Raw genomic sequence first — 24,287 nt, forward strand, 5'->3', positions numbered from 1 at the left:
CGGTCCGCCGCGGCCGTCATCCACGCCAGACAGCGCAGGGCTGCTGGCGCTACGCCGGCGTTGCAAACACAAGTCGGAAGCAGGCGCCTGCGGCGCTATCCGGGACCAGCAGGACGCTGCCGCCGTGGTGACGCATGATGGTTTGCACCAGATCCAGTCCCAGGCCCGCGCCACGGCCGTCCTTGCTGTCGCGATGAAACGCCTCGAAGATGCGTTCGCGCTCGGAATCCTTGACCCCGCGTCCTTCGTCGGCCACATCCACCGTGCCTGCTGCCGAAACCCGGATCGTGATCGTTCCCTGACGTCCGCCATAGCTGATCGCATTCTGGATCAGGTTGGTGAGCGCACGCTCGATGGACACCTCATCGCCCTCCACGTGCACCACCGCAGCATCGGTCTCGAAGGCCACCTCGTAGCCTGCTGCAAATGCCAGCGGTGCCAGGTCGAGCACCACCCGTTCTGCGATCGCAGCCAGGTTCAGACGCGAAAACACCATGGTTCCGGAATCGAGCCGCTGGATGTCCAGCAGCTGCCCGGTCAGTGCGCCGAGCCGCACGGCATCTTCCATCAGCCGCGTCCGCAAGGGGCCGGGCGGCAGCGCAGACAGGCGCGTGGTCAGAATCGCCACCGGTGTGCGCAGCTCGTGCGCGGCATCGGCGATGAATCGCTTGTGCTTGACCAGGGCGGTATCCAGACGCGCCAACGCGTCATTGATGGCCTGCATGAACGGCGCCACTTCGGCCGGTACCTCGTCAACGCCCAGGCGCATGCCGGTGCGATGGAAGTCGATCGATCCGGCCTCTTGCGCGGCCTTGTCCAATCCCTTGAGGCCGCGCTTCACCGCAAACGGCATCACCAGCATGATGGACACCGAGACCAGCGCGACGATCAACAGGGTTTGCCACAGCACCGGCAAGGCCAGCCGCAGCAGTTCCCAGGGACTCACCGGGCCGTTGGCCCAGAACGCGATCTGCACCTGCCCGGCATCGGACTCCACCCAGGCCACGCTTGCGCGCATGTCCGTGGTGCTGGCCCCGCCGACATCGAAGCTTGCCGACTCCACCAACGGCAACGCCGACAGCGCCGGCCGGATGCCCGCCGGCGGCGTCCCCTCCGCAATGCGCTGGCCGTGTTTGTCGGTGACGATGAACCACAGCGTGCTCGACTTGGCGCGCAACTCGGACATGTCTGCACTGGTGCGCATGTACAGCTGGCCCGCGCGGTCGCGCGCAACCGCTTGCGTGAGCGTGTCCAGGGCCTGCAACTCGTAGGCCAGGTTGCCGTTGGGAACCTCCATCGTGGCCTGGACGACCAGGACGATGATGACCATCCCGGCCAGCGAAATCATCGCGGTCTGCGCGGCGGCCAGGCCACGCACCAGACGCCATCGCAACGACGGTGGCTTGCCGGTCATGCGCTCACACTCAACATGTAGCCCACGCCGCGCACCACGTTGATCGCAAGCGCGCTTTCCGCATCGGACAGCTTGCGGCGCAACCGGGAAACGTGGGTGTCCAGCGCATTCGGCTGCACGTCGTCGTCCATCGAAAACACCGCCTGCATCAGCGTGCCGCGCGGCACCATGCGGCCGACGCGCTTGAGCAAGGTTTCGAGCACCAGCAACTCCCGGCGTTTGAGATCCAGCGCCTGGCTGCCGATGGTGGCAGTGCGATTGACGAAGTCGTAGGACAGGTTGCCGGCGGTGACGATATCGGTCTGCAAATGCGCGGGCCGGCGGGCCAGCGCGCGCAGCCGGGCCATCAGTTCTTCCACCGCGAAGGGCTTGGCAAGGTAATCGTCTGCGCCGATTTCCAGGCCGACCACGCGCTCGGACAACTCGGCCAGTGCGGTGAGCACCAGCACGGGCGTGACATTGCCTTGCTCGCGCAGGGTCTTGAGAAACCGCAAGCCATCGCCGTCGGGCAACTGCCGATCAAGAATCATCACGTCGAACGCGCCCAGTTCGGCCGCGCGGGCTGCAGCGGCCAAGGTCGGAGCGTGATCGACGATCATGTCGTACGTTGCCAGGACGTCGCGGATGGCGGATGCCATCTCGGGCTCGTCCTCAACCAAAAGCACCTTCATGGTGACGCTCCTGCCCCGGTGGATCGGTCCTTCTACGCCTGCGACCTGTCGTGAACATGTCTGCGGCACGCGGCCCAGCCTACCGCAGGACCCGGCACTTGCAGCAGGCGGCCACCCTGGCGGACCCAAGCGCAAGGTGCTGCAGCGATCGACCGCTGTGGCGGGCGGCGTTCGCATGGCCGCTTGCGGACGGCCGCGTCGGCACCGCAAGCGCGGTCGCCCTCGAGCGACCGCGACAGACACCGACAGACACCGACAGACCCATGGCCAGGACGCAGCCGGCTGGCCCGCGGGGCTGCTCACTCCACCCGCACTGGCCTGCCGCTTAATGCAGAATTAAACCCACTCCAGGATGCTCTGGCCCTCTATTGCCCACCGACCAGCACCCCATGAAGCTGCTCCTTGTCGAAGACGACACCATGCTCGGCGACACCATCTGCGATGGCGCACAGCAGGGCGGGTGGGAGGTGGACCATGTCGCCAATGCCGCTGCGGCGAAGGTGGCGCTGGTCGATCATGCGTATGCGGCGGTGTTGCTCGATCTCGGTCTTCCCGGCGAATCGGGGCTGTCGGTGCTGCGCGGCATGCGCAGCCGGTGCGACCCCACCCCGGTGTTGATCCTGACCGCGCGTGGGCAGCTGAGCGAGCGCATCATCGGTCTGGATGCCGGTGCCGACGATTACCTGGTCAAACCGTTCCAGTTCGACGAGTTGTGGGCGCGCGTGCGCTCGGTCATCCGCCGCAGTCAGGGCAGCGTGGTGCCGGTCTTCAGCTTCGGCGACGTGAAGGTGGATCGTAGTCGCCGCGCGGTGAGCAAGGCTGGCGTCGATGTGGTGTTGAGCGCACACGAATACCGCACCTTGCTGGCGTTGATCGAACGCCCCGGCCATGTGCTGACCCGCGACCGCCTGCAGGATCTGGTGTACGGGCCGTCCAGCGAGCTGGAGAGCAATACCATCGCGGTGTTCATCCATCAGTTGCGCCGCAAGCTGGGCGAGGACCTGATCAGAACCGTGCACGGCCTGGGCTACGTGGTGGGGCAGCCGACCGGATGAGGCCCCAATCCATCACCGCGCAGCTGTTCATGGTGATCGTCAGCGTGATCGCCCTGTGCTGGGTCGCGGTCATCGCCCTGGTGCTCACGCTGCTCTCGCTCAATCTGGAAAGTACCTGGGACGAAAAGCTCGAAGCCATCGCCACCCAGATTCTGATCACCATTCCGGCCAAGAGCCGGTTCGACACCACGGCCGGCCCCGGCCTGCAATTGCCGGACAGCTTTACCGGTGCGCGTGAAAAGCTGGTGTTCCAGGTCTGGATCGATCGCTCCCGAATGGTGGCGCGCACGCCGGGTGCACCGGATTCGGCACTGCAGCCGTCGTTTACCAATGGAGCGGCCACCACCGTCGTCGATGGAGAACAATGGCGGGTGTCGGCGATCACCGACAAGACCGGGCGGGTCAGCGTCCAGGTCGGCAACCCGCAGAGCGTGGTCGATGCGGACCTGCGCCATGAGGCGTGGCACGCGCTCGCCCTGGCCACCTTGTTGGTGGTGATCGCGGGCGTCGTGATGTGGTTCGTGGTGCGTCGCTCGCTGCAGCCAGTCAGGGCGCTGGGCAAGGCAGTGCGGCGGCGCAAGCACCTGGATCTCACGCCGTTGCCGTTGTCCAGGCTGCCGCGCGAAATATATGCGCTGGTGGCGTCGTTCAACCATCTGCTCGAGCGGCTGGATGCGGCGATCGAAGGCGAACGCCGGTTCATCGGCGATGCCGCGCATGAGCTGCGCACCCCGCTGTCGGCACTGCAGGCGCAGGCAGAAATCGCACTGGGTGCCCCGGATCTGCTCAGCAAGAACCAGGCGCTGTTGAAGCTGCTGCGCGTGGCCAAGCGCAGCACGCGCCTGTCCGAACAATTGCTGGATCTGGCGCGGTTGAACGCAGGGCGTAGCGCATCGATGCATCAACCGACCGAACTCAGCGTGCTGGTGCATCACGTGGCACAGGAATTCGAGGTGCATGCGACCCAGAACGGGCGTGCGCTGTATCTGGACATCCACAGTTGTGTCGTTGCGTGCAACGTGGACGAGATCGGCATCCTGCTGCGCAACCTGGTGGATAACGCGATGCGTTACACCCCCGAGGGCGGCAATATCCTGATCAGCTGCGGCTATGTGATCGATGCGGCCGAACAGGACGCGCAGACCCTCAGCAATGTCTATCTGCAGGTTGCCGACGATGGGCCCGGCGTTCCCGAATCCGAGCGTGAGGCGATCTTCGTCCGCTTCTATCGCGTGGCCGGCACCCCCGTCCGCGGCAGCGGCATCGGGCTGTCGTTGGTCGCCGGTATCGCGGATCTGCACCAGGCACGTATCGAAACCGGGCCAGGTCTGAGCGGGCGAGGGTTTAGCGTGCGCATCGTCTTCCCAGGCAGCGCCGGGGGCTGAATGGATGCTCCGGCATGGCGATGGGAGTTTGCAGGTTGTCGGCCTGGCACCGATCGGCCCGACTGCGCTGGCGGCCGAGGCTGAACGCTTCGCACCGCTACCACGGTGCGCTTAAAGAATTCTTCAACCGACTAAAATTTCTTTAACGGCTGCTTGCAACGATGCCATCCAGCCACTGGTTCGCTGGCGCTTGCGATGCGCTGATCGCTGCGCAGCGCCGAGCTTGCCAACGCAACGCGTCGGCAGCGTGCGCGTAACGCCAGAGCAGGCGCACGCTGCTGCTTTCGGCACCACGCGGCTCCCACTGCCACGCGACCGTGCGCTCGGAGGCTGTCGGGCGTGTTGATGTCCTTCCCTTGCCTCAGACCGCGTAACGACCATGACCCCAACCGACACACCCGCTAGCGCGCATCCCCACGCCGCGTCATCCAGGCGCGGGCCGCGACGCTTCGCAATGCCCCTGCTGTGCTGTCTGCTGGCCAGCGGTGCCATCGCCTCGGGCTGGTGGTGGTCCACGCGCGCCCAGCCGCCGAGCCACGCGCTTGCGATCAGCGCGTTGTCGGTCACGGCGATCACGCCACGTCAGGTCGAGTGGCCAAGCACGCTGTCGGCCACCGGGATCGTGGCGCCCTGGCAGGAGGCGGTGATCAGTTCGCAAAGCAACGGGCTGCGGCTGGTGACGCTCAACGTGGCGGTCGGCGATGTGGTGACGCGCGGGCAGCTGCTGGCACATTTCGATACCGCAACCTTGCTGGCAGCACGCGCAGAACTGCGTGCAGGCCTGGCCAAGGCGCAGGCGGCCGCGGACCAGGCCCAGACCAATCGCATGCGCGCCGTGCGCGTGCAGGCGGCCGGAGCGATGAGCGATCAGGAAGTGCAGCGCTACGTAACCGAAGCGGTAACGGCCAACACCCAGATCGCGGTGGCGCAGGCGCAGCTGGATGCCAACCTGCTGCAACTGCAGCAAGCAGACATCACCGCCCCGGACGATGGCGTGATCAGCGCGCAGAGCGCGACGCTGGGCGCGGTGGCCAGCAGCGGCCAGGAACTGTTTCGCCTGGTGCGTCAGGGCCGCCTGGAATGGCGCGGAGAGTTCACGCCCGAGCAGATCGCGCGCATCGCGCTGGGCCAGCAGGTTCGGCTGCGGCTGCCCGACGGCAGCACCGTGGCGGCACGCGTGCGCCAGATCGCGCCGCTGCTGGATGCGCGTTCCCGGCTTGGTGTGGTGTATGCGGATATCCAGCCCGGCAGCCGGCTGCGCGGCGGGATGTACGTCGATGGTGCAGTGGCCTTGCCGTCCAGCCGCGCGCTGGTGGTGCCGGCGGCGAGCGTGGTGGTGCGCGATGGCCGCAGCCTGGTGTTCCGCATCGTCGGCAGCGGCGCCGCTGCCAGGGTGCGCGCGCTACCGGTGACGGTGGGGCGACGCTTCGGTACCGAGGTTGAACTGCTGCAGCCGTGGACCGACGGCGAGCGCATCGTGGCGCAGGGCGCGGGATTGCTCGCCGATGGCGACACGGTGCTGGTCAAGACCACACCGGCCGGCCCGCTGGTCGGCATGCAGCTGATTCCACGTGGGCCACGATGAATTTCGCTACCTGGTCGCTGCGCAATCCCATTCCTGCGGTATTGCTGTTCTTCCTGCTGACGCTGGCGGGCGTGTATGGCTTCCGCAATCTTTCCATCCAGGCGCTGCCGGATCTGGATCTGCCCACCGTCACCGTCGCCTTGACCCAGCCGGGGGCGGCGCCGGCGCAGCTGGAAACCGATGTGGCGCGCAAGGTGGAAGACTCCCTCGCCAACGTCAGCGGCCTGCGCCACCTGCGCACCACCATCAGCGACGGGCAGGTGCAGATCGTGGCCGAATTCCGCCTGGAGAAATCGCTGTCCGATGCGTTGATCGAAACCAAGGATGCGGTCGACCGGGTACGTTCGTCGTTGCCTGCGGAACTGCTGCAGCCGGCCATCAGTGCGGTGACCGAAAACAGCACGCCGATCCTGACCTATGCGGTGACCTCCACAACGCTGGATGAGACCGCGCTGTCCTGGTATGTCGACGACAGCGTGAGCAAGGCGCTGCTGAAGGTGCCGGGCGTGGGCCGTGTGCAGCGCCTGGGCGGCGTGCAGCGCGAGATACGGGTGGAGGTGGATCCGGTGCAGATGACGGCACTGGGGGTGACCACGTCCGATGTGTCGCGCGCGCTGCAGCAGATGCAGCAGGATTCCTCCGGCGGACGCGTGCAACTGGGCGGTGCCGAGCAATCGGTGCGCACGCTGGCCGGTGTGCGGCAGGCCGCGCAGCTGCCCGGCATGTCGATTGCGCTCGCCAGCGGCGGCAGCGTGCGCCTGGAGCAGATCGCGCGCGTGCACGACGGCATCGCCGACCGTCGGCAGGCCGCGCTGCTGGATGGCAAGCCGGTGATCGGGCTCAGCCTCTATCGCACCAAGGGCTTTGACGAAACCAGGATCGCCGACGGTGTCGCGCAGGCGCTGCAGCAGTTGCAACGGAGCGACACCTCGCTGCGCATCACTCCGGTCTCCGGCACCGTGGCCTACACCCTGGAGCAATTCGAAGGGTCGATGTCGATGCTCTACGAGGGCGCGCTGCTGGCGGTGCTGGTGGTGTGGCTGTTCCTGCGCGACTGGCGCGCCACCCTGATCGCCGCATCGGCGCTGCCGCTGTCCATCCTGCCGGCGTTCGCGGTGATGTGGTGGCTGGATTACTCGCTCAATACGCTGACCTTGCTGGCCCTGGCAGTGGTGGTCGGCATCCTGGTCGACGATGCCATCGTCGAGATCGAAAACATCGAACGTCATCGGCGCATGGGCAAATCCGCGTTTCAGGCCACTGCCGACGCGGTCAACGAGATCGCCTTGGTGGTGATGGCCACCACTGCCACCCTGGTGGTGGTGTTCGTGCCGACCACGTTGATGGGCGGCATCCCGGGATTGTTCTTCAAGCAGTTCGGGTGGACCGCCGTGATCGCGGTGGTGGCCTCGTTGATGGTGGCTCGGCTGATCACCCCGATCATGGCGGCCACCTTTCTGCGCGCGCGCCACGACAATCCAGCCGAACCGACGACCGGCATGGTGACTGCCGGCTATCTGCAGGTGGTGCAGTGGAGCCTGCGGCATCGCGCAGCGACCTTGGGTGCGGCCGGCGTGTTCCTGCTGTTGTCGCTGGCGTTATTGCCGCTGCTGTCCAAGGGCCTGGTGCCGGCCAGCGACCGCGGCTTCATCACCGTTAGCGTCGAGCTGGGGCCGGAAAGCGACATCGGGCAGACCCGCCAGGTCACCGAGCGGGTGCGCGCGGCGGTCGGCCGCATCGACGGTGTCGGCGCGGTGTTCACCAGCATTGGCGGCACTGCGTCCGGGCGCGGTGCCCAGGTGGCGGAGGTGCGCAAGGCAGAGATGACCCTGGTGTTGTCGCCGCGCAAGACGCGTGCGGCGCAGGCGCAGATCGAGCGCGCAGTGCGGCGGGTCCTGGTCAACATCACCGGCGCACGCGTCGCCGTGAGCGGCGGCGGGCCGGGCGAACACCTGTCGATGATTCTCACCAGCGAATCGGAAGACGCCCTCAACGCCACCGCCACGGCGTTCGCAAGCCAGTTGCGCGCGGCCGGTCTGTCGGGTGTGCGCACCACCGCAAGCCTGCAACGCCCGGAACTGGTTGCGCGGCCGATCCAGAGCCAGACCGCCCGTTACGGGGTGAGCAGCGCCGATATCGGCCAGACCCTGCGCACCGCGACCAGCGGCGATTTCGACCCGCAACTTGCCAAGCTCAACCTGGACAACCGGCAGATCAATATCCGCGTGCAGGTCCCCGACCGGGTCAGTGCCGATCTGGAGGCCTTGTCCAATCTGCGCGTGCCATCGCGCGATGGCCTGGTGCCGTTGTCCAGCGTCGCGGTCCTGGCAATGGAAAGCGGCCCGACCGAGATCAATCGCTACGATCGCCAACGCTACGTCACGGTCAGTGCCGACCTGGGCGAGATGCCGTTGAGCAAGGCGCAGGCCTTGGCCACCACGCGTCCGGCCATCCGGCAACTGCCTGCAAACGTGGCGCTGATCCAGTCCGGCGATGCCGAAGTGGCGGCGGAGCTATCGTCCAGCCTGCTGCTGGCGATCGTGATCGCCACCTTGTGCATGCTGTGCGTACTGATCCTGCTGTTCAACGACTTCTTCCAGCCGTTGACCATCCTGTCGGCCATTCCGCTTTCGCTCGGCGGCGCCTTCATCGCGCTGTTGCTGTGCGGCAGCGAGCTCGATGTGCCGTCGATGATCGGCCTGGTGATGTTGATGGGCATCGTCACCAAGAACTCGATCCTGTTGGTGGAATACGCGGTGATCGCAATCGGCGATGGGGCGACCTGCGTCGATGCCGCGCTACTCGATGCGTGCCACAAACGCGCGCGTCCGATCGTGATGACCACCGTGGCCATGATCGCCGGCATGCTCCCAATCGCGTTGGGCTTCGGCGCCGATGCCAGTTTCCGTCAGCCGATGGCCATCGCGGTGATCGGGGGACTGATCAGTTCGACACTGCTATGCCTGGTCGTGGTGCCTGCAGTGTTCAGCTGCATCCACGATGGCCAGACATGGCTGCATCGACGTTGGCGCGGCGCGTTCGGCCGCGTTGATGACGATCCAGCCGGCCAGCCGCGTTCGGCGGACTGAGAACGGCGAACGTCACGACGCAGCCAGCGGGCGAGCGCAGCCCTTGCCCGCGGTGATGCGTTGGCTGCGCTTGCCCGGTGCCGGCCAGATCCCTCCGACCGCCGCCGGCAACGGTGTGCCGGCGCCTTTGGCACCGCGCCAGGCACTTCCGGTTGACCGGCCGGCAGCCGGTACTTCGGGACCGGTGCGCTGGTGATGCGCGCAGGGCGGTGATATGCCAGCCGCGCCGGTGTAGCCACCGTCACGCTGCGGTCCAGGGCCATCGCCTGCGCAGGACTCGCCAGAGCAGACCGCGGTGATTGCAACCCACCGATTCGCGGCCAGGTGCGTTGCGGTCAGCCGCAATACACCGCGGTGATGTTGTTGGTCGGGCCGGTTTCGATGCTCAGGTGATCGCCGCCGCTTTCGCTGGCGCCCTGCGCCGGGTCGGCCAGGCCGCTGGCGGTGGTGCCGCCGGTGGCGCGCTCGCCGCGCCGCACGCTGACCTGCAGGCTGTCGCTGTCGACGCGCGCACGCTCCACCGTCTGCGCCGCTGCGGCCAGACCCACGATGCCGCGGACCTTTTCGATATGGCACTGGCCGGAGATCACGCCGTCGATGGGCTGCACCTGTGCCACCTGGTTGGAGGCGCAGGCGGACAACAACACGGTAGCTGCAAAAGAAACAACAAGACGGATCACAAGGCGCTCCCAAAGTGAAGATGCAGTGCAGCGTGCGTGGAGTGACGTCGCCGTGGCATGAAGATTGCCTCATTTTCCGGCGTCGCCTGGATCGTTCACGGCGGGTAGGCCTGAATCATCCACAGCGGGTAGACTGAGTCGGTCGCCACGAGGAGCATGGAATGGGTCGAAGCCAGTCGCTGTATCCCGATACCGGCAGGCAGCTGATGGCACTGCGTGCCCCAGCTACCAGCAATGTCGTCCCAGCGCGATCCTGATCGCCGCCACGCGTCGTGCGCATCATCCTGGCTACCGAATCGATTCGTCACCCGCTCACCGGCGTAGGACGTTACACGCAGGAGCTTGCCGTGCATCTGGAGCGCTTGCCGCAGATCGAATCGTTGCAGTATCTGCACGGGCGACGCTTGATGCAGCAGCGCCCCGACCCAGGATCGGCATCCACGGTGACGCCGTGGCTGCGCGATCGTTTCTCGCGCATCGAGGTTGCCACGGATGTCTACCGACGTCTCAATAACCTGGCCAAGGCGCGTGCCCTGCGCGGGCAGGACGCGTTGTTTCATGGGTGCAACTACTACGTCCCTGCGTATGCAGGTCCGAGCATCGCAACGTTCCACGATATTTCGATCTATCGCTGGCCGGAATGTCACCGTGCCGACCGGGTGCGCTACATGCGCAAGGAGCTGGCGCTGGCGGTGCGACGCGCACAGCTGATCGTGACGGTGTCCGAGTTCTCGCGGCAGGAGATCGCCGCGCATTTCGGGTTGCCACTCGCGCGTGTTCGCGCGATTCCATTGGCGGCAGATGCGGCATTCCGCCCGCATGCCCCGGCCGAGCTGGCCGCGCCGCTGCAAGCATTGGGCCTGGAGACCGATGCGTACTGCTTATGCGTGAGTACCATCGAACCGCGGAAGAACATCGACATCCTGCTGACAGCATATGCTGCCTTGCCCGCCGCATTGCGTGTTCGCTACCCGTTGGTGATCGCTGGCCACAGCGGCTGGTCGAGCGATTCTCTGCATGCGCGCATGCAACGGGCCGAACAGGCCGGTTGGCTGCGCTATCTCGGTTATGTTCCACAAGACAGCTTGCCGGCGCTGGTGGCCGGTGCGCGCCTGTTCGTGTTTCCCTCGCTCTACGAAGGCTTCGGTCTGCCGGTACTGGAGGCAATGGCCAGCGGCACGCCGGTACTTTGTTCGTCCGCGTCCGCATTACCGGAAGTGGCTGCCGATGCCGCGGCACTGTTCGATCCTGCAGACAGCACGGCCTTGGCCCAAGTGCTGGCGAGAGGTATCGACGATGCGGTCTGGCGCGAGGCCGCGAGTCGGGCCGGGCTGCAGCGCGCCGCTCAGTTCAGCTGGCAGCGTTGCGCTGCAGCGACGGCCGACGTCTACCGACACGTGTTGGCCGCTTGAGCCCCGCATCCTCTCCGCTGCGGGTGCTGCACGTCTACAAGACCAGCTTGCCTGAGACGATGGGCGGAACCGAACAGGTCATACGCACGCTCGCCATGCAATCGCACCGGTGTGCCGTGGACAGCGAGGTGGTGACTCTCTGTGCCGATGGTCGTCTGGCGGGGATCAGCGCGCAGGGGCCTTACACGTTGCATCGCTTTCAACGCGATTTCGAAGTGGCCTCGATGCCGGTATCGATGCGCTTGCTGCGGCACTTCGCGCGCCTGGCCCGGCGCTTCGATCTGATCCACTACCATTATCCTTGGCCGTTCATGGACCTGCTGCACCTGGCGGGCGTAGCCCGAACGCCCTCGGTGCTGACGTATCACTCCGACATCGTGCGGCAACGACACCTGCTGCGCCTGTATCGGCCGCTGCAACGACGATTCCTCGACCGCGTTGACCATATCGTTGCGACGTCGCCGAATTACCGCGCCACCAGCCCGGTCCTGGCCGGTTATCAGACCAAGCTGAGCGTGATACCGATCGGACTGGACCAATCCAGCCACCACACTCCGGACGCCGAACGCGCGCAGCGCTGGCGCACGCGGCTGGGCCCGCGATTCCTGTTGTTCGTCGGTGTGTTGCGCTACTACAAAGGTCTGCAGTACCTGCTGGAGGCCCTCCGCGACACACCGATCCCGGTGGCCATCGTTGGAGACGGACCGGAAGGCGCGCGCCTGCGTCAGCAGGCGCGGCAGCTCGGCCTGACCCACGTCCACTTTCTGGGCGTGCTGGACGATGCCGACAAGCATGCCTTGCTGTCGCTGTGCGAAGGGCTGGTGTTTCCGTCGCATCTGCGCTCGGAGGCGTTCGGCATCACCTTGCTGGAGGCGGCGATGCATGCCAAACCGATGATTTCCTGTGAAATCGGCACCGGCACCAGCTTTGTGAACGTGGCCGGACAGACCGGCCTGGTGGTGGCGCCTGCAGATCCTGTGGCCTTACGCGATGCAATGCGTTATCTATGGAACCATCCGCAACTGGCCAACGCATTGGGGCAGGAGGCGTTGAGCCGTTATCGGCAGTATTTCACCGGCGCGGCGATGGTGCATTCCTATGCCACGCTCTATCGCCAGGTGCATGCTGCCGGATGCGGAGCTGCCGCTCTTGGAGGAAACCAGGGATGAAGGGAGAGGGATGCTGATCAATCCATGCGTAGGCTCGCCGGTCTACCGCCAGGTTGCGGTCACCGGATGAGCTCGCTCGATCCACTGCTGCCGCGCGTCGCCATCGCGACCAGGCGATCTGGCGATCTGCTCGGGTCAGTGGCCGGTCTGGCGAAAATCGCCGACATGGGCGTGGTGGTCGGCACCGGGTTGTTTGCTTATGCCATGCGGGTCGGTCAACCGGCATTGCCGCAGGCGCCCCGCTATACATATGCGCTGCTCGCCGCTGCGGCGCTGACGCTGCTGGTGTTCGGGCGCTTGTCGCTTTACCGCCAGCGGCCGCATCTGGCACCGACGATGGTGGCGGGGCGTGTGTTGACGGGGTGGGCGATCGTGCTGAGCGTGCTGATGTCGATCGGTTTCCTCAGCGCCACCGGGGCGACTTTTTCGCGCCTGTGGTTTCTCTATTGGGCTGGATGCGGCGGTGCTGGTCTGCTCTGCGTGCGGCATGCGATGAGGGGCGCGCTTGCCTGGCTGCATCGCCACGACATCGGGCGGCGGCGCATCGCCCTGCTCGGTCCGTCCGAACGCACCGACGCGTTGGCGACGCGGATCCAGCGTCAGCCGGGCTCCGGAATCGACGTGTTGCAGGTGCCGTCGGATCTGGCGCTTGGCGGCACGGCCGGGCTGTCGTGCTGGCTGGAAGCCCAGCATGTTGGCGAAGTTTGGGTCACCTGGCCGATCCGCGACGAGGCGCGGCTTCGCCATAGCATCGCGCAGCTGGAGGCGTGCGGCGTGGATGCGTGCTGGATTCCGGACCTGTTCGCATTTGGCCCAGACCAGTCTTGTCTGGAGGAGCCGACCGGCCTGCCGATGATGGCGTTGTCGGTCCGTCCGCTCACGGGCCTGTCGCGCCTGCTGAAGGAGGCGACCGACCGTGTGCTTGCCTTGGTCATCGTGGTGGTGAGTGCACCGCTGATGCTGGCCCTGGCCGCGGGCGTCAAGCTCTCCGGCCCCGGACCGGTCCTGTTTCGGCAGCTGCGACAGGGTTGGGACGGGCGCCCGTTTGAACTGTGGAAGTTCCGCAGCATGCAGCTGCACGATGCTGCCACTGCCGCGCCGCAGACCAGCCGGGGCGATCAACGGGTCACGCGCTTCGGCGCCTTCCTGCGGCGTACCAGCTTCGACGAATTGCCGCAGTTTCTCAACGTGCTTCAGGGGCACATGGCCATTGTCGGGCCGCGGCCGCATGCGCTGGCGCACAACGCGCAATACCAGGACGTGGTGCCGAACTACCTGCAACGTCAGCGGGTCAAGCCGGGCATCACCGGCTGGGCGCAGGTCAATGGCCTGCGCGGGGAGACCGACACGGTGGAGAAGATGCGCCGCCGCGTTCAACACGATCTTGCCTACATCCAGCATTGGTCGCTTTGGCTGGACCTGAGCATCATCGCGCAGACTTGCGTGATCGTGCTGTTCGACCGCGACGCCTATTGAACCCGGATCGGGAGTCCCATGCACATCACCTATGTTCTCGGCACCCGCCCTGAAATCATCAAGCTGGCATCGTTGATCGCGGCCAGTCTGCGCGACGGGCTGCACTTTTCGATCGTCCATACCAACCAGCATTACGACGAGGCGATGGACCGGGTGTTCTTCGACGAACTGGGTCTGCCGCCGGCCGACTACAATCTCGGTGTGGGTTCGGCGCCGCATGGCGTGCAGATCGGACGCATGTTGTGCGGCATCGAGCCGGTACTGGCGACGCTGCAGCCGGATGTGGTGGTGGTGCAGGGGGACACCAACAGCGCCTTGGCAGGCGCGATGGCTGCCAACAAGCTGGAGATCGCCGTTGCCCATGTCGAGGCGGGCCTGCGTAGCCGCGACCGCAGCATGCCCGAAGAAGTCAATCGTGTCCTGATCGACCACTTGTCCGACTACCTGTTCTGCCCCACCGCGCTGCAGGCGCAGATCCTGCGCGACGAAGGCCTGACCGGCGCACGCATCCGCATCACCGGCAACACCGTCGCCGACGCAACGCTGGCGCATGCCCAGACCGCGCTGCGCCGCTCGACCATCCTGCAACGCCTGGGGCTGCGCGAAGGCGGCTATCACCTGCTCACCTGCCATCGCCGCTCCAACACTGAAGATCCGGCGCATTTTGCCGCCCTGATGCAGGCAGTGACTTCGATTTCCGAGGAGCAGGGGTTGCCGCTGGTGTTTCCGATGCACCCGCGGCTGGATGCGCTGGGGAGCGCGGCGGCCGCGCGCCATCGCGCACTGCGGGCAATCGGTCCGGTGGGTTACCTGGATATGCTGGCGCTCCAGCAGGGCGCGGCCTTGATCATGACCGACAGCGGCGGGATCCAGGAGGAAGCCTGCATCCTGCAGCGCAAATGTCTGGTGCTGCGCACCAACACCGAGCGGCCGGAAACCCTGCAGATCGGCGGGGCGGAACTACCCCATGGCCTGGACCAGGACGCGCTGCGGACTGCTGCCGATCGCCTGCTGGCGCGCGCGGTGGCATGGCGCAATCCATTTGGCGATGGGCATGCGTTCCGCTGCATCCTCGATACGCTCCTGGCGAGAGACGAACGCGCCAGCGCGCCGCGCCCACGCCTGCAGCACGCCTAGGCAGGCCGCGATGGGTCTCAGCGCGCAAGCCGATTACAACGACGCCGCCTCGCTCAGCGCGCGGCTACGTGCGCGCCGCTTGCGCGTGTTCCTGGAGATGGTACGCGCCTGCCATCTGCGGCAGGGCCATTGCCGGGTGATCGACGTCGGCGGCACGCTCGCCTATTGGGCGCATGTGCCGGATGCCTTCTTTGCCCAACACGCTTGCGAGGTGACCGTGGTCAATCTCGACGACTCCCCGCCGCCGGCAACGCGCACCCATCTGCGTTCGCAATGGGGCGACGGCTGCGCACTGGGGTACGCCGACAACGCTTTCGACATCGCCCACTCCAATTCGGTGATCGAGCATGTGGGCGATGCCGCGCGGATGCGTGCATTCGCCGACCAGATCCGGCGGGTGGCACCGCAGTATTACGTGCAAACACCCAATTACTGGTTCCCGATCGAACCGCATTATCTGGCTCCCGGCATCCAGTTCCTGCCACGGGCCTGGCAGGCAGAACTGTTGTACCGGTTTCCGCTGGGGCGCATCGACCGACCGCAGACGCGCGCGCAGGCACGCTGCTTCGTGGACGAGATCCGCTTGCTGCGCAGGCGCGAGATGGCACGGCTGTTTCCCGAGGCGACGCTGATCGCCGAGCGCTGGTACGGCCTCAACAAATCCTGGATCGCGGTGCGTCGCTGAGCGCGGCATGGTGGGCATACAGCAGCGCCACTGCCAAGGCCGCATGCAGGGAAAAGGGATAGAACAGCGGATAGAAGTCGAAGACGTTCAAGCCCAGCAGGAACAGCAGCCAGATCAGCGCCCAGCCGCGCTCGGCAGGGTTGCGCAGCAACGGCGCCCAGAGCGCCCACACCAGGCATAGACAGGCAAACAGCCCGCACACTCCGGTTTCCGACAACACCGCCAGCAGGCCGTTGTGTGCGTGCAGTTCGCCGCGATCGAAGCGACCACCGGTGTAGTCGGGAACCAGAAACTGGAAGACACCGGCGCCGAGCCCGAACCAGGGATGCGTACGCCATGCCTGAAGAGCACCGGACCACAGATAGGTGCGCCCCAATGAGAATGCGGTCAGCGGGCCTTCGTGTACCGCGCTGGTCATCTCCGCATAGCGCTGCCAAAGCACGAAGCCGGCAACGGCCAGCAAGCCGAGCAAGGCGGACAAGACCGCGCGGCGGCCAGGGCGTGCGTCATTGCGGCGCGACCAGGCCCACCAGAGGATCAATGCGGCTACCGGCAGCAACGGATTACGCACTTCACTCAGCGCCAGCGCTGCGGTCGACGCCAGCACTGCTGCGGCTAGCTGCCCGCGTCCAACTTCGTGACGCTGATACAACTGGATCGTGAGCAACGTAACGATGACGGCAGTCGCCGCCAGCAATGCCGGATGGTCGTACATGCCCGACACTCGCGGCAGATATTTGAAGCTGTCTTGCGCATGGAAGGCCAGCGACACCTTCAGTGCCGGCGACCACTGCAGTCGTACCGCCATGCCCAACAGCAGATTGATCCACACCGCGATCAACGCCGCCAGCGTCGCCGCGCGCGGCCAGTGCGGCCACGCCACCGCCAGATTCAACAAGGCCCATAGCCACAGCAAGGCAGTGGCATAACGCACGGCGTACTTGAATGCCAAGGCCGCATGGTCGGACGCCAACACCGACGCTGCCAGCGCGGCCATGCAGAGCAGGATCGACAGCAATGGCCGGCGCAGGCATGCCGGCACACCATGCCGCCATAACGCCCACGCACTCAGGCCGAGCGCAACGCTACGGATCGCCATCGACCCCAGCGACAGACCAACCCCGAAGTAGCGGCCGGTCAACACCACTTGCTGCAGACAGAACAGCAGATAGAGGCCCAGGCACACGGCCACCAGCCCGGTCTGCGCAGGCCGGCGGGCAGGCGCGCCCGCGGTCATGTGGGCCAGGTCGTCAGCGCCTGTGCGCGGTAGCGTCGGCTGAGGCGGGCGCGCAGCAACAGCACCAGGTACGCGGCATTGGTGCGCAGATAGCGCCAGGCCAGCCGACGAGGTTCCAGCGCGAGCCGAAACAGCCACTCCATGCCACAGCGCTGCATCAGCCGCGGCGCGCGCGGCAACATTCCCGACAGCACATCGAACGAACCGCCCACGCCCATCGCCACGGGCACGCCAAGCGTCTGCCAGTATTTCTCCAGCAGCAGTTCCTTCTTCGGCGAACTGATGCCGATGAACAGATAGCGTGCACCCGACTGGCGAATTGCCGCGATCACCGCGTCCTCCTCGGCGTCGCTGAAATAGCCATCGCGCGTGCCGGCAATGTGCAGACCCGGCCAGTCCGTGCGCAGGCGTTCAGCCGCGGCCGCGACCACCGCCGGACGCGCGCCGAGCAGATAGACCCCGGCACCGCTGCCGGCCGCCTGGGCGCACATGTCCTGCATCAGGTCGATGCCGGCCCTGCGCGGTGGCACGTCCACCCCGAACCAACGCAGGCCCAGGCTGATGCCGGCACCGTCGATGTGCACCACCTCGGCCTGTTCCAACGCCTGGCGCAGCGGCAGCTGGGCACGCGCATCGATCAGTTTGGCGACATTCAAGCCCTCCACCCGGATCGGCGCGCCGCCCTGGACGGCATGCTGCGCACGCAAGAGAATCTGCTCCGGTGGGAGGAGGTCCAACGGACATCCGAAAAAGGACAAGCGAGCCGGCGATGTGGTCAAGGTGCGGGTTCCTGTGCGACCTGAGCATCGTACAGTGCCAGCACCTGCGCTCGCAGGCCCTCCCAGGTGAAGTCCGCCTGGACGCGTGCGATGCGTTCCTGCCCGATCCGCTGCTGTCGCTGCACGCCGATGCACGCTGCCAGCGCGGCGCTGTCGCCGAGCCGGTGCAAGGCCTCCTGCAGACCGATCTGCGCAAGGATCGAGCGATTGCCGGGAATGTCGCTGGCAACTACCGGACATCCATGCAGCAGCATTTCGATCAGCACGGTCGGCATGCCCTCCACCGCCGATGGCAGCACGAAGACATCGGCCTGTGCCGCCATCGCCGCGACGTCGGCATCGTTGACGAAGCCATGGAAGTGCACGCGTGCAGCAACCCCCAATGCCACGGCGCAGGCTTCCAGGCGTGCCCGATCCGGCCCACGTCCGACCACGTGCAGCACGGCCGCGTCCATGCCCGGCTGGGTGAGTGCTGCGATTGCATCCTGCAGCCGCTTGACCGCGTCCAGGCGGCCGACCGACAGCAGCGCGGGCGTACCGCGCAATGCGTGTCGTGGCGTTGCCGGCAGGCATTGCTCGGCGGCGAGCACGGCATTGGGCAGCAACAGGGCGCGCCTGGGCGGCAACTGGCGACGCGAGAGATAGTCCAGCCAATACGCCGACAGCAGCACGGTGGGGTGTGCGCTTCGCAGCAGCAGCTTCTCGACCAGGCGGTCCCAGCACCACTTGCGCGCGCGCTTGCTCACTGCAAGATCGTCGTCGTAATAGCAATGCGGGGTGTAGATCAGACGCCTGCCGCGCAGCCGTGCCAGCGCCCCGGCGATCGCGGCGATCGGCGTGCGTGCACCGTGTACATGCACCACATCGGCCCAGCCGACGTGGTGCCAGAGGTGCCATGCGCTCGCACGCACCACCGCGTAGCCGTGCGGCGAGATGCCGCCATCGGCCAGCGGTGCCAGGATCCGCAGCGTATGCCCGGCGTTGACCAGGGTCACCGCCAACCCATGGATATGCCGCGCCACGCCGCCGCCACCGCCGTGGGGCGCGAAATCCTTGTAGACGTGCAGGATGCGCATCGCTCAGCCCGCGGCCATGCCGGCGGCGGGCATGGCGTGGCCCCTGCGCGTACGCTCGAGCGGTCGTCGCGAGGGCCGCAGGGATTGGCACTGGCGCAATGCGCCACCGAGCAGCAACCAGAATCCCCCGGCGCCGGACACGGTCATCGCGTTGTCGGAGGAGATCAGGGTCGTTGCCATACCGCACAACAGCCAGAACATCGCCAACGCCAGGTGATCTTTGCGTTGGCGATAGGCACGCCACAGCGCGTGCAGGCTCCAGCCGATGAAGGCCAGGAACAGCAGGGCCGCCGGCAAGCCCATCTGATACGCGATGGTAAAGATGGCGCCTTCGCCGCCGCCGAGATCGGTCAGCGCCTGGCGCGCGGCCACCGCCCCCTGGCGGCCCAGCCCGCCGCCCCACAGCACGACCTGATGCAGATCGGCCAGATTGCGCAGCAGCGCGCGCCAGTGGCCGATGGTGGAGCCGTCGCGGAAGTTTACGGCAGTCACCACGATCCCGTAGGAGGCGATCGCCAGCATCAGCGCGATTGCGCCCACCAGCAGCAGCCGCGCCACGGGCGATCGCACCAGGCCGCGTGAGCTGACCAGGTAGCCCAGTACCCCGACGATGCCGGCCAGCATGGCGCCACGCGTGCCCGACATCCACACGCCCACCAGTAACCCCAGGCATGCCAGCAGGGCGCGCCACGGCCAGCGCCGCTGCCACAGGCCCAGTGCCGTCAGTGCCGCGGTGAGCAGGAACTGGCCCTGGGCCAAGGGCGCTGCCACCAGTCCACCGGCGCGGCGCGCGTAATCCTCGCCGCCGAAGAAGTTCCATGGCAGCCCGGTCTCCGGGCTGGTGTCCTTGGGAAGCACGCCTTTCACCTCCGCCAGATAGTCCGGCAGCCGCACGGTCTGCACCCAGAAATCGGTATGCGCCAGGTCCCACACGCCAAACAGCGCGCTGACGATGCCCAACCAGACCAGCGCGCGCGCCCCCCGCCTGACATCATCCGGATGCGGCATGCACCAGTAGCCGGCAAGCACCAGCAGCATCGGCAGCAGCAAGGTTCCAAGCGAGCCGACGACGATGCCGGCGGGCAACCCATGGGCATATCCGACCGGCGCGTAAGCGAGCCCCATCAACCCGAACATCAGGATCATCGCCAGCAACGCACGCGGCATGCGGACCGTCACCAGCGCAATGCCGGCCAGCACGATGAGCATGCCATCGCGCATCGGCCGTAACAGGGCCGCCGCCGGCAGCGCCCCGCCGTGGTAAAGCCATGCCACCACCAGATCGCCCAGATGGATCGCCAGCAGCACCGCCAGCAGCAGGTAGGCCCGCTTCAAGGCGTTGCTTCCAGACGTTGCGGCCATCGCGCATCGGCAGCGAAGGTCTGTTGCAGCCAGTGCCGTTGCTGCACGGCAAATCGCATCCGCGTATCGGCATCGCTGCGCAGCGCATGGACCAGGGCGGACAGCGCGCCGGCATCGGCGACCTGGTGTGCGGGCCGCCCGACCGCCAACGCATCGTGGGACGCGGACGCGGGCCAGGCCATGCCGATCACGTAGTGACCGCGGCAAGCGGCTTGCAGCAGGGCTGTGGAACAGAATCCCACGACCAGGGCCGGACGCACGTTCGCCTCCAGGATCGCGTGCGGGGGAGGCTGGCAGCGCTGGTGCAGTGCCGGCTCTGCATACGGATGGCTGCCTCGCACTTCCTCCGGGTGCAGCAGGATGCGCACGGCCATCCCCTCGGCTTCCAGTGCCAGCAGCGCCCGGGCCAAGGTCAACAGATGCGCGGCGAGGGTGGGGCCGTAGATCGGCGTGTGGGTCTGCGACATCAGGTACAGCGTGGTCGGTGCGGTCGCGGTATCGAGATCGGTCAGCGCCACGGCCGGCCCGTAGCCGATGGCGGTCGGTGCCACCCCGTGATTGCGGTAGACCTGCGCACTGCTGGGTCCCCACAGCAGATGGTGCCGGGCCCGAACCGGGAAGAACTCGTCGGTTGGCAGACCATGCTGGATGCAGACGCTCCGCCAGCCGTCGCCGGCAGCCTGCAGTGCTGCCGCCGCATACATGTCGAAGTCGTTGTGCAACAGCAGCGTGGCTCCAGTGGGGGCTGCGCGCAGCGTCCGTTGCCAGGCGCCGTGCCATAGGCGCTGCCGGAACACGCAGGCGCGCACGATCCAGAGCGAGGCGGCCGCCGGCCCGGACCCGGTGCGGCGCAATGCCAGGGCACGCAACGCCGCCCGCCAGCTGGCCCAGGCCGGCCGGGCGGGCAGTCGTCCCTCGACGCTGCCGCGCAGGCGCGGATGGATCAGCACCGTGCATGCCGCACCCTGCCGCTGCAGATCTGCCAGGTACGGGGCCAGTGCGCCCCAGCCGTTGCTGCCCGGCAGGGTCGCCAGCGCCGTCCACGCCGACAGCACGGGCGGGCGTGGCGGCAGCCGCAGGCACAGCCATGCATCGCGCAGCACGGCCAGCGCAGCACGCAGCCCTGCGCCCCGGCGGCGGGCCAGGAAGTAGATCTCATGGCGTACCGCGGCCGCCTCCGCGCCGAACTGGGCGTGCACGGCCTGCTGGAAGTCAGCGAAGTCCATCGTGTGCCTGGTCCTTGCGCAGCTGGCGGTAGCCACGCCAGCGCTGCAGCTCACCGAACAGGCCTCTGCCGAGAACCCGAATCAGGCCGTGCTTGAGTTGCCGCTGCAGCCGGTTCCTCCGGCTCCATCGGACCGTGTCCAGGCGTGCGTCGACCGCCGCGACCTCGGACGCATCGGCCAGCGTCAGCGGCGTGGCAGCGCGTGGTTGCGCAGGCTGTCGCAGGTGCAGCCAGATATTTTCGGCCAACACACCGCGATCGGAATATGGACCGCAGGAAACGACCTCCAGGCCTGCCGCGCTGACCAGCCGCCGCAGCAACGGCGCCGAAAAATAGCTCAGATGGGCCGGGTGGACATAGTTGCGCGAGCGCCATCCACTCATCAGGTCCGGGACCTCGATCCACGCCTGTCCCTCAGGCACGAGGATGCGCGCCAGCGACGACAGGAACGCGCGCGGGTCGATCAGGTGCTCGAGCACATGGAAGGCGACCACGGCCTCGAACTCCCCGTCGCCCAGCGTCTCCAGCGCAGGCAGGAAGGTCACCGCCGCGCCATCCAGCAGGACGTGGCGATGCGTCACATCCGGTTCGCAAGCCGACAGACGCAGGTCTGGTCGCACGGCGGCCGCGGCGCCAAGAAAGGCACCGAAACCCGAGCCCACTTCCAGCACCCTGGCCGCAGATGCAAGTGCGGGCGCGATCCGCCGGAGCCGGTTGTGCGCGATCCACCGGTCGCCGCGCCACGCAAAGAAGCGCCGTTGGCTACCCCACGGGATTTCGGCGGGAAACAGCTGCCGATAGTCGTGGGCATAGAAGTGCTGCAACGCCGCTTCGGTGAGGTCCGGAGCCAGATACACCGCCGCACATGCCCCGCAGCGGCGCAGCTCCTGGCCCGTCCCCACATAGACTTCCGCCCAGACCGTGCGTTGTGCCTGCGTGCTGCCGCAACAGCGGCAATGCCCGTGGTCGGGCGTCCACAGCGCCTGCGATGTGGGCGGCGCGCTACGCATAGACGCTCCGATACCACAGTGCGACCGAGACGGCGAACCATAACGTGCTGTGGGACCTGCCGCTGGCAAGCTCCTTGCGAAGCCGCGCGACATCCAGCAGCGCGTTCACGCCCGCCGGCAACGTCGCCAGCGCCTGCTGCAGCGGCATGCGGTCGACCAGAAACTGTTCGGCATGTCCAAAGCCGGTGCTCTTGCGCTGTGTGGTCACGCTCGCCGGCAGGCGATCGGCAAACGCGTGCCGCAACATCGCCTTGCCATGGTAGTCGCCCATGCGCTGCTGCGCCGGCGTCGACAACGCGCGCTCGACAACGCGATAGTCCAGGAACGGCGCGCGCACCTCGACCCCGGCGGACATGCTGTTGCGGTCGGTCATGCGCAACACCATCGGTAGATTGGTCGATAGCACGTCGCGACGCAGGCGCGCCTCGATATCGGCGCGGCGATCGACCTGCAACAGCTGCAGCCGCGCCGCCTGGTCGTGCCACAACGCCGAGGACATGCAGGCCACACTCGGCCGATGCCGGCGCAGCAGTGCGCCCAGCGGGCCGACCGGCAGATCCCATGCAAGGCGGTTGAGCAGCAGGCGCGGGTCCACCGCACCGGTGGACAGCAGCCGGATGGCGGTCGGTAGCCGGGCTTGGTGCAGCGCGCTGCGCGCGCTCAGGGCCAGATACAGGCGCACGTACCCACCGAACAGCTCATCGGCACCTTCGCCATTGAGCACCACCTTGTAACCGGCGGCGCGAATGGCGCGATACATGCGGAAACTTGCCAGTATCGACGGCGTACAGAATGGCTCTTCCTGTGCGGCCACCAGTGCCAGTAGCTCCTCCTCGTCCGGAATCGCGCGGACGCGATGAAGGAAGTGACGCTCGCTCTGCCCCAGCGTGCGCATCAGGCTTGCCGCGGCGTCGGTTTCATCGAAGCCGGCTTGTTCGGCATCGTCGTAGCCATAGGTGAAGGCGCCGGCGAAGCAGGTGCGTGGCAGCGCACCGGCCTGCACGCTAAGGGTGGTCAGGATGGAACTGTCCAAGCCGCCCGACAGCAGCGAGACGGTGGGTGCATCCGAGCGCAGACGCAGGCGGGTGGAATCTTCGAGCAACTCCATGGTGGCCTGCGCATCCAGTGGCGCCACCTCACCGGGCAGTGGCCACTGGTGGTACGGCGTGCGCCGGCTGTGACCAGTGGGCGACACCCGGTACAGCCAGCCTGGCGGGACGGCGCGGATGCCTGCGTAAAAGGTCTCGCCGGTGTGGTCGGACAGACCGGTGACCAGGAAGTCGAACACCGCCGCCGGATTGGGGGGCGGGTAACCTCCCAGGCTGGCGGCGATGGCGCGGATCTCGCTGGCCAGTACCAACTGCCGACCGTCATGGTGCAGGTACAACGGTTTGACGCCCAGCCGGTCGCGGCAATAGATCAGATCGCCGCTTGCCTGCTCCAGCAGCACCAGCGCCCACATGCCGTTGCAACGCGGGAACAGGTCCTCGCCCCACGCGCGCCAGCCATGCAGGATCACCTCGGTGTCGCTGTCGGTGCGGAACTGGTGACCCAACGCTTCCAGTTCGCGGCGCAACTCGAGGAAGTTGTAGATCTCGCCGTTGAAGACCACCGTGTTGCCGGTCTCGGTGCAGCGCATCGGCTGGGTGGCGGCGTCGGTCAGGTCCAGGATCGCCAAGCGCCGGTGGCCTAGTGCCGTCGGCACCGGCTGTTCCAGGCACAGCAGACCCTGCGCGTCCGGACCGCGACGGGACAAGGCGTCCAGTGCGCGCTCGGCCAGCGCCTGCAACGGCGCCCCCGCCACGAAGCTGCGCAGCGCGACTATGCCGCACATGGTGGC

19 protein-coding genes are annotated in these 24,287 nt (G+C 66.9%); 9 read left to right on the forward strand and 10 right to left on the reverse strand.

Annotation, left to right across the window (positions count from 1 at the left end):
- Positions 1-49: 49 nt before the first annotated feature.
- Entirely contained in the window at positions 50-1,414 is a 1,365-nt protein-coding gene (locus A7D17_RS14925; RefSeq protein ID WP_064509806.1) for a sensor histidine kinase, read from the reverse strand.
- A complete protein-coding gene (locus tag A7D17_RS14930) occupies positions 1,411-2,085 on the reverse strand; it encodes a response regulator transcription factor (RefSeq protein WP_064509807.1) in 675 nt (224 codons plus the stop codon). Before A7D17_RS14930 ends, A7D17_RS14925 begins: the two co-directional genes overlap by 4 nt.
- Before the next feature lie 389 nt (positions 2,086-2,474).
- Between A7D17_RS14930 and A7D17_RS14935 the strand changes: the two genes are divergently transcribed.
- The 4 genes from A7D17_RS14935 to A7D17_RS14950 all read left to right on the forward strand — a co-directional run bounded on the left by A7D17_RS14935 (position 2,475) and on the right by A7D17_RS14950 (position 9,199).
- Complete coding sequence (locus A7D17_RS14935) at positions 2,475-3,140, forward strand: response regulator (RefSeq protein ID WP_064509808.1); 666 nt, start codon at positions 2,475-2,477, stop codon at positions 3,138-3,140.
- Positions 3,137-4,525 (forward strand): ATP-binding protein, encoded by a 1,389-nt coding sequence (locus A7D17_RS14940; RefSeq protein WP_064509809.1) that lies wholly within the window; start codon positions 3,137-3,139, stop codon positions 4,523-4,525. The genes A7D17_RS14935 and A7D17_RS14940 overlap by 4 nt, the downstream gene beginning before the upstream one ends.
- 454 nt (positions 4,526-4,979) lie before the next feature.
- Positions 4,980-6,110, forward strand: coding sequence for an efflux RND transporter periplasmic adaptor subunit (locus A7D17_RS14945; protein ID WP_064509810.1), 1,131 nt, complete (start codon positions 4,980-4,982; stop codon positions 6,108-6,110).
- Positions 6,107-9,199: an efflux RND transporter permease subunit gene (locus A7D17_RS14950; RefSeq protein WP_064509811.1), complete on the forward strand. Its 3,093-nt coding sequence runs from the start codon at positions 6,107-6,109 to the stop codon at positions 9,197-9,199. Before A7D17_RS14945 ends, A7D17_RS14950 begins: the two co-directional genes overlap by 4 nt.
- Positions 9,200-9,534: 335 nt before the next feature.
- Here the strand turns inward: A7D17_RS14950 and A7D17_RS14955 are convergent, their stop codons facing one another.
- A complete protein-coding gene (locus A7D17_RS14955) occupies positions 9,535-9,879 on the reverse strand; it encodes a hypothetical protein (protein WP_064509812.1) in 345 nt (114 codons plus the stop codon).
- A 272-nt stretch (positions 9,880-10,151) separates the two neighbouring features.
- Between A7D17_RS14955 and A7D17_RS14960 the strand changes: the two genes are divergently transcribed.
- The 5 genes from A7D17_RS14960 to A7D17_RS14980 all read left to right on the forward strand — a co-directional run bounded on the left by A7D17_RS14960 (position 10,152) and on the right by A7D17_RS14980 (position 15,758).
- Complete coding sequence (locus A7D17_RS14960; RefSeq protein WP_064509813.1) at positions 10,152-11,291, forward strand: glycosyltransferase family 4 protein; 1,140 nt, start codon at positions 10,152-10,154, stop codon at positions 11,289-11,291.
- Positions 11,288-12,460, forward strand: coding sequence for a glycosyltransferase (locus tag A7D17_RS14965; RefSeq protein ID WP_275655084.1), 1,173 nt, complete (start codon positions 11,288-11,290; stop codon positions 12,458-12,460). The genes A7D17_RS14960 and A7D17_RS14965 overlap by 4 nt, the downstream gene beginning before the upstream one ends.
- Positions 12,461-12,526: 66 nt before the next feature.
- Positions 12,527-13,936, forward strand: a complete 1,410-nt coding sequence (locus tag A7D17_RS14970; RefSeq protein ID WP_064509815.1) for an undecaprenyl-phosphate glucose phosphotransferase — start codon at positions 12,527-12,529, stop codon at positions 13,934-13,936.
- A gap of 18 nt (positions 13,937-13,954) precedes the next feature.
- Positions 13,955-15,073, forward strand: coding sequence for a non-hydrolyzing UDP-N-acetylglucosamine 2-epimerase (wecB, locus tag A7D17_RS14975; RefSeq protein ID WP_064509816.1), 1,119 nt, complete (start codon positions 13,955-13,957; stop codon positions 15,071-15,073).
- A gap of 10 nt (positions 15,074-15,083) precedes the next feature.
- Entirely contained in the window at positions 15,084-15,758 is a 675-nt protein-coding gene (locus A7D17_RS14980) for a class I SAM-dependent methyltransferase (protein ID WP_064509817.1), read from the forward strand.
- On the opposite strand, the gene A7D17_RS14985 is transcribed toward A7D17_RS14980, so the two are convergent.
- The 7 genes from A7D17_RS14985 to asnB are packed head-to-tail and all read right to left on the reverse strand — an operon-like array spanning position 15,727 to position 24,281.
- A complete protein-coding gene (locus A7D17_RS14985; RefSeq protein ID WP_064509818.1) occupies positions 15,727-16,995 on the reverse strand; it encodes an O-antigen ligase family protein in 1,269 nt (422 codons plus the stop codon). The two genes, A7D17_RS14980 and A7D17_RS14985, sit on opposite strands and share 32 nt — an antisense overlap.
- Positions 16,992-17,732 (reverse strand): WecB/TagA/CpsF family glycosyltransferase, encoded by a 741-nt coding sequence (locus tag A7D17_RS14990; RefSeq protein WP_204377360.1) that lies wholly within the window; start codon positions 17,730-17,732, stop codon positions 16,992-16,994. The genes A7D17_RS14985 and A7D17_RS14990 overlap by 4 nt, the downstream gene beginning before the upstream one ends.
- A gap of 38 nt (positions 17,733-17,770) precedes the next feature.
- On the reverse strand, positions 17,771-18,850 hold the full coding sequence (locus A7D17_RS14995) for a glycosyltransferase family 4 protein (RefSeq protein WP_064509820.1): 1,080 nt from the start codon (positions 18,848-18,850) through the stop codon (positions 17,771-17,773).
- 3 nt (positions 18,851-18,853) lie between these two features.
- Positions 18,854-20,185, reverse strand: coding sequence for an O-antigen ligase family protein (locus tag A7D17_RS15000; protein WP_064509821.1), 1,332 nt, complete (start codon positions 20,183-20,185; stop codon positions 18,854-18,856).
- Positions 20,182-21,438, reverse strand: a complete 1,257-nt coding sequence (locus A7D17_RS15005; RefSeq protein ID WP_064509822.1) for a hypothetical protein — start codon at positions 21,436-21,438, stop codon at positions 20,182-20,184. Before A7D17_RS15005 ends, A7D17_RS15000 begins: the two co-directional genes overlap by 4 nt.
- Positions 21,425-22,447, reverse strand: coding sequence for a class I SAM-dependent methyltransferase (locus A7D17_RS15010; protein ID WP_064509823.1), 1,023 nt, complete (start codon positions 22,445-22,447; stop codon positions 21,425-21,427). Before A7D17_RS15010 ends, A7D17_RS15005 begins: the two co-directional genes overlap by 14 nt.
- Positions 22,440-24,281, reverse strand: a complete 1,842-nt coding sequence (gene asnB / locus A7D17_RS15015) for an asparagine synthase (glutamine-hydrolyzing) (protein ID WP_064509824.1) — start codon at positions 24,279-24,281, stop codon at positions 22,440-22,442. Before asnB ends, A7D17_RS15010 begins: the two co-directional genes overlap by 8 nt.
- Between the last annotated feature and the right edge of the window lie 6 nt (positions 24,282-24,287).

This window comes from Xanthomonas floridensis (genome assembly GCF_001642575.1).
GTDB lineage: Bacteria > Pseudomonadota > Gammaproteobacteria > Xanthomonadales > Xanthomonadaceae > Xanthomonas > Xanthomonas floridensis.